We start from the raw sequence: 12,538 nt of genomic DNA on the forward strand, positions 1-12,538 counted from the left end.
TGGCAAAGTAAGGAGAGTTACCAAGGAAAGGTAACGGGCTTGCGTGGTTTGCGTTTTTTCTCGATATCAACCACACAAAGAAAATCTTCATGGAAGTTCGTCTGATCCAGCAGTGCCTTGGGGATATACAGCCTCACTTTCGAGTCAGCCAGGATAATGGTTTGTGTCGCGCCCGCAGGCATACATACAATCTCGCCTGCCGTGAGCTTCATGCCGTAGTTGAGGGACACCTTACCGTTCCTGCCGACGGATTTGACCAAGGGGTAACCAAACAAGGTCAGCGGCTCTGCGGTTAGCTTTATTGTTTCGTTGAAAGTGGCTTCGATGTAGATCAACTCAGAATTAATCAACGCTGCCAGCTTGTCGACTTCGTGCTTAATAGCCGCCGAGAAGACCCACTCATTGAGCACCGGCTCCCATTTCCCACCCAGCTGCAGGCAGCGTTTGTATACATATTGATTCTTGCGCCCCGTCGCCAAGGTACAGATATCAATATTCCCCTGATCTTCAAAGGGCATCAGCAAACGGAATACACCGTCGTTGGCATGATGGGCATAACGGTCAGTGATTTCCTCAACATGCAGCATGAAGGTACCCAGCGGCAGGGTCTGGCTGTTCTGGTCAATGATGATCCGGCAATGCCCTGTTCCTTTACGGCACAGGAAATAAGACTCCTTGCGCTCTAGCACGGTAAATTCTTGCATCTATCCCCAGCCCCCTCAAATAACAAAACAACCTGATTCTGCTAGCACAATGCCCGGCTAGTCAATCTCGTCGATAACCACATGGCTGTTGCTCGACCTCAGGGATTGGATCCTGTCGAAAGTTTCACCCAGTTTGCCCGGTAGCTTGTAACCATGGGCAACCCTGTTATCGATATCCTTATCCATATCAGACTTGGGAATATTATTGGTCACTTCGCTAATGGCCGATTCCCGCTCATCAAGCTTGATATCACGGTCATAGATTTCCACTTCCTCAAACGCCTCAAGGTAGAGGGTGCGGAACTCCTCGGCGATATACTTTTCTGACAGGGTACGCAGCTTGGCTGACTTGCGCTTGCTGATATAGATCTCGACCCGGCTGACCGGCTTTTTCAGGGTCAGGATATTGGTCCGGGCCTCGAGGATTTCGCGATCGGTCGGGGTATCCTTGAGGGCTTTGAAAACCGCAAAGGACGGCGGCCACTCCTGCCCCTTCTTCAGACGCTCATCGAGATTGTCTTTGAGCCGGCGATAGCTGTTGCGATCCAGCGAGGCAGCAAACTGCATCAGCCTTTCCCCCGGCTCATCACCGAACTCCTGGCGCACCTTGCTCTGACCGAAGTTCATGTTCATGTCATACCAGAACTGCATGATCTTCTTCTGGCTGGTGCCGTTGTACTTATCCAGCATCATCTGGGTTTTTGACGAAAAGCCAGAGGCTTCCTGGCTACCGGAAGTAAAACCTATGGCTCCGGCCTCATCTTGCTGCGGGGAGGCTACCGGGGCAGAACTCCTGACTGCAGGTGCTGCTGGCTGGCTTTGGGCAGGAACAGAAGGCGCAGACGTTGATGTCGTTTTTTTCTCTGACGCCGGTGGCGTTTTCAGCTCGTTCTTTATCCGGTTCCAGTACTCGGCATGGGTTTCACTGATATTTTTTGGCGAACTCATAGCAAGTCATCCCCTTCGTCATCATTCTTGAAGTTAAAGTTGGCAATCTTCTCTTCAAGGATATCAATTGCCCCTCGTTTGACGGTTTGCGGCCTCGCCGAAGAACGGTTGTAGCCCTGCTTGTAACTCTTCTCGCTGTGGAGGTGCGAATGCAAACGGCTCCTCAGTTCATCAAGCGAATAGAGCTGCTTGCTCGGGGTTTCCCGGACACGCTCGACAAAAGATGCCCACACCTGGGTCTGGTTACCATAGCCACTCTTGAACATTACTGCTTCGGCCCATGGCTCGATGACATTCGGAGAAAGCTCGAGGATATTGATTGCCTTGCCCGAAATCGTTTTGTTGACCGGTGTCACTTGGGAACGGTGGAAACTCGATACCCGCTTGGCATTGCTGTAAACATCTTGGTTGCCATGAGGCTGGCTATAACCGGCCTGATTAATGGGCTGCCCCTGCTCCACATAGGTGTCAAAGTTCAGGCGGCCATTGATTTTGCCGCTGCTGCGGTAACTCGCAGACGCCTTGTTCACGCCAATGATCACCTGCTCCATGGAGAGCTTGGCGATTAGGTTATCGATCATGCTCTCGGAAGCGCACATCATCTCCCTCAGCTGGGCCATGCTGGTAATAAAGGCGCCGTCCCTGTCTGACAGCTCGGCCAAAGCCACCAGCAACAGCTTGTCTTCTAGGTTTACGGTTTTGTGGCTCCAGGCCTTTTCGAGATATTTCGATGACATGAGTATCTATACCAGAATAGTTATGGATAACGGCGAGACAGAGAGAGATATTGTAACAAACACAGGCAGTGGTACGAACAAGTATAGCGCAGTTTATTTTTTGGCCGCTAGAACGGCTGGTTGATCATCACCCGGAACAGGCTGTCCTCACTGCCCCAGGCCATTTCGGTCCGGACCACGATACCCTCGACCTGAAAACGCACGGCACCGCCGACGCTCCATTTCATGTCGCGGTGAAGCTCCGCCAGATCATAATCATCAGCTACCCGGCCGACATCGACAAAGGCGACCCACTGCCACCAAGGTACGTCATACCATTCGAATACCGGCCAATCCTCCAACGGCTGCCAGTCCGGCATGACACGGTATTCCATGCTGTAGCTCAGTGCTGCCCTATCGACAAAACGACCGCCAGAAAAGCTACGCAGACGGTACAAGCCTCCCAAGCGGTTGCCCGCATAAGCCGGTGGCCGGCGAAAAGTATCACTGCCATTGACTTGCTCGGTGCTGTTCCAGCTCGGGGTATCGGCCGTATACATGTTCACAGCCAGGATCTGCTGGTCGAACAGTTCGCCCAGATTGCCGAACGACCAGAACCAGCTCTGCTCAAATTCCCATTTCCACCAGCTTGGCCGATCACTGTTGCCAGGATCGTAGGTCACCGAAAGCTGGCTTTGGCTACCCTCCGTCGGGTTACGGGTGTTGTTGCGGTTGTCCCAGTCAAAGCGGGTCTCCAGACCCCAGGCTTCCTCGACTTCGCTAAAGTCCGTCGGTTCAATTTGGGACGTCGGCAAGTCATCGAACTCCCTGCTCTGGTAAAACGGCCTGAACTCCAGTGAGCTGACACCACTTTCCCATGGCGTATGACCAGTCAGCTTACGGACCGGCATTAGCGCTGCCCTCAAGCCTTGGTTTTTGCCTGCTCCAAGCGGCAGGATATATCTCATTGACAAACGGTATTGTGACTCCTTGGCATCCGCGACCACCTTGTCATCAACCGAGGACTCATTGCTCGAGGCCTCCCCGAGGTAGTAATCAAACTGCTTGTAATTGGCATCAAACAACTCGGCACCAAACAGCCAGCGGCTATCCTGGCTGAGAATATAGTTACTGGCACCAAGGTAAGTGAGCCAAGTGCCCTTCTCGCTATATACCCCGGCACCGAGCAAGGCGGCCTGTGGCTGACCGGCCCCTTTGAGCAATCCGGCCATACCAACCGACACGCCCATCGCATCAGTCGAAAATGCAAAAGGGACAAAGGCGGTTTCAGGATCCCATGTCGGCCAGCTATCGGCCCAGCTTGCGGTTGAGCATGAAAAAGCCGCAGCCATTGCTGCGGCTTTGATAATCTTTGTCATTATAAATGGGTTTATCAGTCGGTTATTATTGCTTCGGTAATTGGTAAGCCATCGCAACTCGGGATGTCAGTTTAGTCACCAGTTCATAGGCAATAGTTCCAATATGATCGGCAACCACCTCGGCTGGCAACCCCTCGCCCCACAAAATGGCCTCGTCACCCACCTTATCGGTCGAGTCCGGACCGAGGTCGACAGTCAGCATATCCATCGAGACCCTCCCCGCCATCGGCACCACCCGCCCGTTGACGAGCACGGGTGTGCCGTTAGGAGCAGTCCGCGGATAGCCATCGCCATAGCCAATCGCGATTACCCCTACTTTGGTATCACGTTCGCTGGTCCAGATCCCGCCATAGCCCACCGACTCGCCTTTTTTCACTTCGCGCACCGCGATCAGGCTGGAAGTCAATGTCATTACCGGCTTGAGGCCGTATGACTGTGCACCGTGATCGGCGTCGGCAAACGGCGAAACACCGTACATGATGATGCCCGGGCGGATCCACTCAAGGTGACTATCCGGCCAGGCTAAGATCCCTGCAGAAGCAGCCAGTGAACGTTCACCGCGGCAACCTTCGGTCAGTGCCATGAACGCATCGATCTGGCGGGGTGTCACATTGCTGCCGAGCTCATCGGCACAGCCGAAGTGGCTCATATAGCGCAGCGGTTTGGCGACATTAGGGCAGGCATGGAGACGCTCGACAAAATCGGCATATTGCTCAGGGCGAACCCCGAGGCGGTGCATGCCGGTATCGATTTTCAGCCACACCACGACAGGGCTATCCAGCTCAGCCTGCTCCAAGGCTTCCAGTTGCTCTATGGAGTGGACAACCGTGTGGATGTTATTAGTGACCAAAACAGGCAAATCAGACGGGGCATAGAAACCCTCAAGCAACAGCACCGGCTTGACCACGCCACCTGCGCGCAGGGTCAGGGCCTCTTCAATACGGGCAACGCCAAAGCCATCGACATCAGGCAGGCTTTTGGCGACATGTTCCAACCCATGGCCATAACCGTTCGCCTTGACCACCGCCAATATCTTGCTATGAGGCGCTTGGCTGCGAATTTGCTGCAGGTTGTGAGTCAATGCCTCGGTATTGATATACGCTGTTGCCGCTTTCATCTTAAATCCTACTTATTATTGCTCCGGCAAACCGGTACTGCATCTTGGGCTGTATCAGCCTTATTCATCATCAAATGCTGGGCCGGCATAATTATCAAATCGAGAGTACTGGCCCTGGAAGGTCAGTCGCACCGTACCGATTGGACCGTTACGCTGCTTACCGAGAATGATTTCAGCAATTCCCTTCAGGGCGCTGTCTTCATGGTAAACCTCATCTCGGTAGATAAACATAATCAAGTCGGCATCCTGCTCGATCGCACCCGATTCACGCAAGTCAGAGTTAACCGGGCGTTTGTCGGCACGCTGCTCCAACGAGCGGTTCAGCTGCGATAGCGCGACGACAGGCACGTTGAGCTCTTTGGCCAGCGCCTTGAGCGAGCGGGAAATTTCCGCAATCTCCAGGGTACGGTTATCCTGCAGGCTCGGTACCCGCATCAACTGAAGGTAGTCGATCATGATCAGGCTAAGGCCACCATGGTCACGGGCAATACGTCTCGCCCGGGAGCGTACTTCCGTTGGAGTCAGACCAGAACTGTCGTCGATATACATGTTCTTCTTCTCCATCAGTACCCCCATGGCAGAAGACACGCGAGCCCAATCCTCATCATCGAGCTGACCGGTACGGATCTTGGTCTGATCAACACGCGCCAACGAGGCCAGCATACGCATCATGATCTGTTCCGCGGGCATCTCCAACGAGAAGATCAAGACCGGCTTTTCTTCTGCCATCGCCGCATTTTCACAAAGGTTCATGGCAAACGTGGTCTTACCCATAGACGGACGGGCGGCGACGATAATCAAATCCGACCCCTGCAAGCCTGCCGTCTTCTTGTTCAGATCGGTAAACCCGGTGGTTACCCCGGTCACACCGTCCTGCGGTGTTTGGTAGAGAATTTCAATACGCTCAAGGGTTTTTTCCAGAATACCCTCAACATTCTGCGGGCCTTCATTTTCTGAGGTGCGCTGCTCAGCAATGGCAAAGACCTTGCTTTCCGCCATATCCAACAGCTCTTCACTGTCACGCCCCTGAGGATCATAGCCCGCATCGGCGATTTCATTGGCCACGCTGATCATGTCACGGATCAGTGCTCGCTCACGGACAATCTCGGCATAGGCTGATATATTGGCCGCTGATGGCGTGTTCTTGGCCAACTCGGCCAGGTAGGCAAAACCGCCCACATCTTCAAGCTGATCAGCGGTTTCAAGGTGCTCAGACAGGGTGATAAGATCAAGCGGGTTACCCGCTTCCAACAAGGCCGCCGCGCCTTCGAAAATGATCCGGTGAGGACGACTGTAGAAATCTTTGGCCACCACTTTCTCGGCAACAACATCCCATTTTTCGTTGTCCAGCATCAAGCCGCCGAGGACTGACTGCTCTGCCTCGAGCGAGTGCGGCGCCATCTTAATTGCGTCCACCTTGGAGTCTTTTTGAGGATTCGGTTTGCTATTCTCTGCCATAGAAATTGAAATGATTACCGGAAACTAGGCCGTGCATTATACCTTAAATCGGAAAGAGTCTATCTATCAATATAGCGCTGATGACGAAATTCCCTGTGGAAAGGTCATATTAGGAGATTACGAGCAAATGAATACCTCCCAAACGTATTTCCTGACCAAAAGATGACATAAATCGGTTACACTGCGTGGTTTAGTGACTTTTGTTTCAACTGATTTAGGAGGCCGCTTGGCAAGAACCCTGTTAGCTGTGTTACTGCTTGCCAGCACCCACGCCTATGCAGCCACCGACGATGATCGCCCAACCCGGATCCCACCGCCATTAAGCACCGAGCTGGAGCTTGGCTACCAGTCCCTCGGCGGCAACTCGGATTCGCAGACCCTCAATACCCGTCTTGGTGGTGTCTATGTCAAGAACCAGTACCGACATAGCGGTGAGCTGCGTTTCCTGCTGGCTGAAAAAGATGGGGAAGAGGATAAGCGCAGAGGCCAGGTCGAGCTACAGAGCGACAAAAAGATCAACGAGCGGACCTATATCCTCGGTAACATCAACTACGTTGATGACCGCTACGGCCCTTACTTTACCGACTTTACCTTCGCAACGGGTTTGGGTTACCAGTTAGTTCGGCGGGAGACCTTCCAGATGGAAGTGGAAGCCGGCCCGGGTTACCGCCACCAAGAGCCAAACCTCGATGAGATCGATGATGACGATATTATTCCGCCGGAAACCGTCGATGAACTGATCCTCCGTGGTAACGCCAAGATGACCTGGAAACCGTCGAAAACCGTTGAACTGGGTGTCCGACTTACCGGTATTGCCGGCAACAGCAACAGTACGATGGAAGCAGAGTTTAACCTGACGACCGCCATCAGTGACTTTGTCGCCATCAAGATCACCAATAACCAAAAACTCAACAGCTGGGTACCGGACGGTTTGAAAAAACGCGACTCAGCCATGACGGTCAACCTACTGTTTAAGATGTAACTAGCACAGCACAAGTCTGCTTTCGCCCACCTTACTTTTCCAACCCATTCCATCTTCTGAATGACAGGCATAAAAAAACCAGCCCGGAGGCTGGTTTTAAGCAATCAACACAAAACGTTATTAGTCTTCAGCAACAACGTTTAGGTTAACAGTTGCGAATACGTCAGAGTGCAGCTGAACGCTGATCTCGAATTCGCCAGTCGTACGTAGAGCACCTTCTGGTAGGCGAACTTCGCTCTTCGCTACTTCAACACCAGCCGCAGTGATTGCGTCAGCGATGTCACGAGTACCGATAGAACCGAATAGTTTACCTTCATCACCAGCTTTAGATGCGATAACTACAGCTTCAAGCGCGTTAACTTTCTCAGCGCGTGCTTCAGCAGCAGAAAGTTGCTCAGCAACTTTAGCTTCTAGCTCAGCACGACGAGCTTCGAACATTTCAACGTTAGCTTTAGTAGCCATTACTGCCTTGCCCTGTGGGATAAGGAAGTTACGAGCAAAACCCGCTTTAACGTTAACCTGATCGCCAAGGCCACCTAGGTTACCGATTTTATCAAGTAGAATAACTTGCATTATCTTGTCCTCTTAAACTTAATTAAACCGCTACCGATTACTGATGCTTGTCAGTGTATGGTAGAAGTGCTAGGTAACGAGAACGCTTGATAGCGCGAGCTAGCTGACGCTGGTATTTAGCGCGAGTACCAGTGATACGGCTTGGTACGATTTTACCAGCTTCAGTGATGTAGTTTTTAAGAGTTGCTACGTCTTTGTAGTCAATCTCTTGTACGCCTTCTGCAGTGAAACGGCAGAACTTACGACGACGGAAGAAACGTGCCATGGGCTATCTCCTGATCTAAATTTTATCAATGTGGTTGGCATACGACATTAATGTACCGATGCTATTGCCTTCGGTTTAGTACGAGACAAGGTCCCTTACCTTAATGTGGTTGCCAACAGCTAAAACTTGAGTGAGTATTTGTTGACCTTGCTTGCTAACCAGAACGCTAAAGCATTTCTTGCTAACAATGTGCTTCGTTTGGGGGCTTAGGCAATGATGCCGAGCAACACCAGACGATTGGCCACTCAAAAATTACTCAGCTGCTGCTTCGCCTTCAGATTGTGCTGGAGCTGGTTGCTCTGCACGCTCTTCACGACGTGGGGCACGCTCTTCTTTAGCCTTCATCATTGGAGATGGCTCAGTGATAGCGCCTTTAGTACGCATGATCATGTTACGGATCACTGCATCGTTGAAGCGGAAGTTAGACTCCAGCTCGTCAATTACAGACTGCTCAGCTTCAACGTTCAGTAGAACGTAGTGTGCTTTGTGCAGTTTGTTGATTGGGTAAGCCAGTTGACGACGGCCCCAATCTTCAAGACGGTGGATTTGACCGCCAGAATCTTTGATAGCAGCAGTGTAACGCTCGATCATGCCAGCAACCTGTTCGCTTTGATCAGGGTGCACCATGAATACGATTTCGTAATGACGCATGGGTTGCTCCTTACGGATTAATCAGCTTCTCGGATTGGCTCGGTTAACCAAGAGAAGCAAGGAACTAAAATAAATAACCGAGAATTTGGAGGCAGAATAGTACAGAGAATGGACAATTGACGCAAGAGAAATTTGTGACAAATCGGCGATGGGCGATGGGCGATGGGCGATGGGCGATGGGCGATGGGCGATGGGCGATGGGCGATGGGCGATGGGCGATGCAAGTTTTCTATATATCGACTTCCTGTCAATGTATTTGAAACTTTTTGCCTATCTCACAAAAAACAGGAGCAGCGTTTTCACATTACTCCTGCTCTTCCCCTAGCCAAGGGCCACCAGCCCCCAACCTAGTTTTTACTGCCTCTGACGTACCGCTTCGAACAGGCAGATGCCGGTTGCCACGGAAACGTTCAGGCTTGAAACCGAGCCAGCCATTGGGATTTTGATCAGGTCATCACAGGTTTCACGGGTCAGGCGACGCATGCCCTCACCTTCTGCACCCATCACAATCGCCAGCGGGCCGGTCAACTTGCTCTGGTAAAGATCGTGAGTCGCCTCACCGGCGGTCCCCACCACCCATACGCCTTTGTCCTGCAGCGCACGCAGGGTACGGGCCAGGTTGGTCACACGGATCAGTGGCACCACTTCCGCTGCACCGCAGGCAACCTTGCTCGCCGTTGCGTTCAGCTGGGCCGAGCGGTCTTTCGGTACAATCACCGCTACCGCACCGGCTGCATCAGCATTACGCAGGCAGGCACCCAGGTTGTGCGGATCGGTCACCCCATCCAAAACCAAAAGTAGTGGGTTTTCTTTACCCGCCAACACATCATCAAGATCGTTCTCATTGTACTGCTTGCCCGGGCGAACACGGGCGATGATGCCCTGGTGTGACGCCCCATTGGCTTTGTCGTCGAGTGCCTTGCGGCCTGCCTGCTGGATAGTGATACCCAGCATCTGCAGCTCGTTGATCACCGGCAACAAACGGTCATCTTCACGGCCCTTCAATACGAAGACCTCAATAAAGCGAGAAGGGTCTGCCGCCAAAACGGCTTTCACGGCATGAATGCCGAAAATCATGTTATTACTCATGGATTAATTCTTCTTAGCTGCTCGTTCTTTCTTCCCGGCACGCTGTTTCTTCTTGCGGACCTTGGTCGATTTTTTCTTCGCGGTCGGCTTACCCTTGCCGCCCTTCTTACCGGCTTTACCTTCCGGCGCCTTGTCTTCCTCAAGCTTCGGAATCGCACCGGCTTTCAGCTTCTGGCGCACCGAGCTACGTTCTTTCTTCGATTTCGAGCGCGACTCTTGTTCGGCCTCTCCATCTTTAACGCGGTATACCTTCATGCTCTGGCGCTGCATGCCCTCAGCTTTGCGCATGCGCTGTTTTTTCTCACGGTTCTTGGCCGTTTTGCCAGCCCCACGCGGCTTGCGGTTGCTGCCGACGATATCAAAGTCAATCTGGCGATCATTGAGGTTAATCGACGCGACCTTGACTTTCACCGTATCACCGAGGCGATACACCTGGCCGGAGCTGTCACCAATCAGACGTTGACCGATAGGATCATACTGGTAGTAATCATTGGCCAGGTTCGAGATATGAACAAGGCCATCGATGTTGAGCTCGTTCAGGCGAACGAAGAAACCGAAGCCGGTCACATTGGCAATCACCCCCTCGAACTCGTCACCGACATGGTCCTGCATGTATTCACATTTCAGCCAGTCTGCTACGTCACGGGTCGCGTCATCGGCACGACGTTCGGTCATCGAGCACTGCTCGCCGAGAGTATCCATGTCATCGAAGGAGTAGTGGTAACCACCGGTCGGCGTCCAGCGATCCTTGTTGGTTCCTTCCTGCTTGGCTACCAAGTACTTGATCGCACGGTGCAGGGTCAAATCCGGATAGCGGCGGATCGGCGAGGTAAAGTGAGCATAGCGCTTCAGTGCCAAGCCGAAGTGACCGATATTGTCCGCCTGGTAGACCGCCTGCTTCATCGAACGCAGCAGCATGGTCTGGATCAACTCATGGTCCGGACGGCTCTGGACCATCGCCGCCAGCGCAGCATAGTCCTTCGGCGCTGGCTCCAAACCACCGGAAAGCTGTAGACCCAGCTCGCCAAGGAAGTCACGGAAGCCGGTCAGACGCTCTTCGCCCGGGGTATCGTGCACCCGGTACAGCGCGGGCTCTTTGGCTTTTTCCACCAAGGAAGCCGACGCAATATTGGCCATAATCATACATTCTTCAATGATTTTGTGGGCATCGTTACGCTCTGCCGGCACGATGCGGTCGATCTTGCGATCGGCATTGAAGATGAACTGGGTCTCGACGGTTTCGAACTCAATAGCCCCACGCTCTTCACGCGCGGTCTTGAGCACCTTGTACATGCTATACAGTTCTTCCAGGTGCGGTACCAATGGCGCATAACGCTCGCGCAGTTCTTCATCACCTTCCAGCATCTTACTAACCTTGGTATAGGTCAGGCGAGCATGGGAATTCATCACCGCTTCGTAATGCTTATAGCCGGATAGGTTGCCGGATGCCGAAATGGTCATCTCACACACCATACACAGGCGGTCCACCTGCGGATTGAGCGAGCACAGGCCGTTCGACAGCACTTCCGGCAGCATCGGGATCACCTGCGACGGGAAGTACACCGAGTTGCCACGGCGCACCGCCTCTCGATCCAGTGCCGAGTCAGGGCGGACGTAATAGGACACATCGGCAATCGCCACCCACAGACGCCAGCCACCGGATTTCTTGCGCTCACAGTAAACCGCATCGTCGAAGTCACGGGCATCTTCGCCGTCAATCGTTACCAATGGCAGGTCACGCAAGTCGACACGGCCCTTCTTGGCCTCCTCAGGGACTTCTTCGCCGAGCCCCTGGATCTGTTTCTCGACTTCCGCCGGCCATTCGTGGGGAATATCGTGGGTACGCAGGGCGATTTCGATTTCCATTCCCGGTGCCATATTCTCGCCGAGTACTTCGACCACCTTACCGACGGCATTGTACTGGCGGGTGGCACGCTGGCTGATTTCCACGACCACCACGTTGCCCATCCGCGCGCCCATGCGCTGGTCATTCGGGATCACGATATCCTGGGCGATACGGGAGTCATCCGGCACCACGTAGCCCATGCCGTCTTCGATAAAGAATCGGCCGACAATCTGCCCTTCGTAATGCTGCAAGACACGAACCACTCGCCCTTCGCGACGGCCACGCTTATCGGTACCGGCGACCTGGGCCAAGATGTAGTCGCCGTGGATCACGCCACGCATCTGGTGGTGGGGAAGCAGCAAGTCTTCTTCCTTGCTGTGGGTGCCTTCCGGACGCAGAAAGCCAAACCCGTCCCGGTGGCCAATGACATGGCCTTTGATCAAATCGAGACGCTCAGGCAAGGCGTAGCACTGGCGGCGGGTAAAGATCAGCTGGCCATCACGCTCCATGGCGCGCAGGCGACGGCGCAGACCTTCATATTGGTCCTCGCCCTCAAGTTTCAGCTCTTCGAATAGCTGATCGCGGCTGACGGGCGTCGAATAACCGCGAATCACATCCAGCAGCATTTCACGGCTGGGAATAGGATTTTCGTAGTTTGATGCTTCGCGATCGCGAAAAGGATCGACCGGTAAATCGGTAGTACCTTTTGACATAATTAGATCCAAGTTGGCGAAGAGATACTTCAAGTATATCCGCGCCCTAGGTGAACAGACGGGAGCCAAGTCGAAAAATTAGCTCCCCAGAGAGATT

The 12,538-nt window shown here is 53.2% G+C and carries 12 protein-coding genes; 1 reads left to right on the forward strand and 11 read right to left on the reverse strand.

Translation table 11 applies throughout. The annotated features are described in order from the left end of the window. Positions 1-17: 17 nt before the first annotated feature. The 6 genes from R2X38_RS24005 to R2X38_RS24030 form a co-directional block, all read right to left on the reverse strand. Complete coding sequence (locus R2X38_RS24005; RefSeq protein WP_317524863.1) at positions 18-704, reverse strand: hypothetical protein; 687 nt, start codon at positions 702-704, stop codon at positions 18-20. Positions 705-761: 57 nt separating this feature from the next. Then, positions 762-1,652 carry a hypothetical protein gene (locus tag R2X38_RS24010; RefSeq protein WP_317524864.1) on the reverse strand — a complete coding sequence of 297 codons (891 nt, stop codon included), beginning with the start codon at positions 1,650-1,652 and terminating at the stop codon, positions 762-764. Continuing rightward, entirely contained in the window at positions 1,649-2,389 is a 741-nt protein-coding gene (locus tag R2X38_RS24015) for a hypothetical protein (protein WP_317524865.1), read from the reverse strand. Before R2X38_RS24015 ends, R2X38_RS24010 begins: the two co-directional genes overlap by 4 nt. A 107-nt stretch (positions 2,390-2,496) precedes the next feature. Then, positions 2,497-3,747 carry a BamA/TamA family outer membrane protein gene (locus R2X38_RS24020; protein ID WP_317524866.1) on the reverse strand — a complete coding sequence of 417 codons (1,251 nt, stop codon included), beginning with the start codon at positions 3,745-3,747 and terminating at the stop codon, positions 2,497-2,499. A gap of 25 nt (positions 3,748-3,772) precedes the next feature. Beyond that, positions 3,773-4,864: an alanine racemase gene (gene alr / locus R2X38_RS24025; protein ID WP_317524867.1), complete on the reverse strand. Its 1,092-nt coding sequence runs from the start codon at positions 4,862-4,864 to the stop codon at positions 3,773-3,775. A gap of 60 nt (positions 4,865-4,924) precedes the next feature. Next, positions 4,925-6,322 carry a replicative DNA helicase gene (locus tag R2X38_RS24030; RefSeq protein ID WP_317524868.1) on the reverse strand — a complete coding sequence of 466 codons (1,398 nt, stop codon included), beginning with the start codon at positions 6,320-6,322 and terminating at the stop codon, positions 4,925-4,927. 226 nt (positions 6,323-6,548) lie between these two features. Here R2X38_RS24030 and R2X38_RS24035 point away from each other — a divergent pair, with 226 nt between their 5' ends. Further along, complete coding sequence (locus R2X38_RS24035) at positions 6,549-7,304, forward strand: DUF481 domain-containing protein (RefSeq protein WP_317524869.1); 756 nt, start codon at positions 6,549-6,551, stop codon at positions 7,302-7,304. A gap of 120 nt (positions 7,305-7,424) precedes the next feature. Here R2X38_RS24035 and rplI read toward each other — a convergent pair whose 3' ends face one another. The 5 genes from rplI to rnr form a co-directional block, all read right to left on the reverse strand. Further along, positions 7,425-7,877: a 50S ribosomal protein L9 gene (gene rplI / locus R2X38_RS24040; protein ID WP_039466447.1), complete on the reverse strand. Its 453-nt coding sequence runs from the start codon at positions 7,875-7,877 to the stop codon at positions 7,425-7,427. Between the two features lie 37 nt (positions 7,878-7,914). Further along, positions 7,915-8,142 carry a 30S ribosomal protein S18 gene (gene rpsR / locus R2X38_RS24045; protein ID WP_002539422.1) on the reverse strand — a complete coding sequence of 76 codons (228 nt, stop codon included), beginning with the start codon at positions 8,140-8,142 and terminating at the stop codon, positions 7,915-7,917. Between the two features lie 252 nt (positions 8,143-8,394). Beyond that, a complete protein-coding gene (rpsF, locus tag R2X38_RS24050) occupies positions 8,395-8,793 on the reverse strand; it encodes a 30S ribosomal protein S6 (RefSeq protein ID WP_039466435.1) in 399 nt (132 codons plus the stop codon). A 354-nt stretch (positions 8,794-9,147) separates the two neighbouring features. Beyond that, positions 9,148-9,882 carry a 23S rRNA (guanosine(2251)-2'-O)-methyltransferase RlmB gene (rlmB, locus tag R2X38_RS24055; protein WP_317524879.1) on the reverse strand — a complete coding sequence of 245 codons (735 nt, stop codon included), beginning with the start codon at positions 9,880-9,882 and terminating at the stop codon, positions 9,148-9,150. Between the two features lie 3 nt (positions 9,883-9,885). Further along, positions 9,886-12,441, reverse strand: a complete 2,556-nt coding sequence (rnr, locus tag R2X38_RS24060; protein WP_317524880.1) for a ribonuclease R — start codon at positions 12,439-12,441, stop codon at positions 9,886-9,888. Positions 12,442-12,538: the final 97 nt, after the last annotated feature.

The organism is Photobacterium rosenbergii, assembly GCF_033022775.1.
GTDB lineage: Bacteria > Pseudomonadota > Gammaproteobacteria > Enterobacterales > Vibrionaceae > Photobacterium > Photobacterium rosenbergii_A.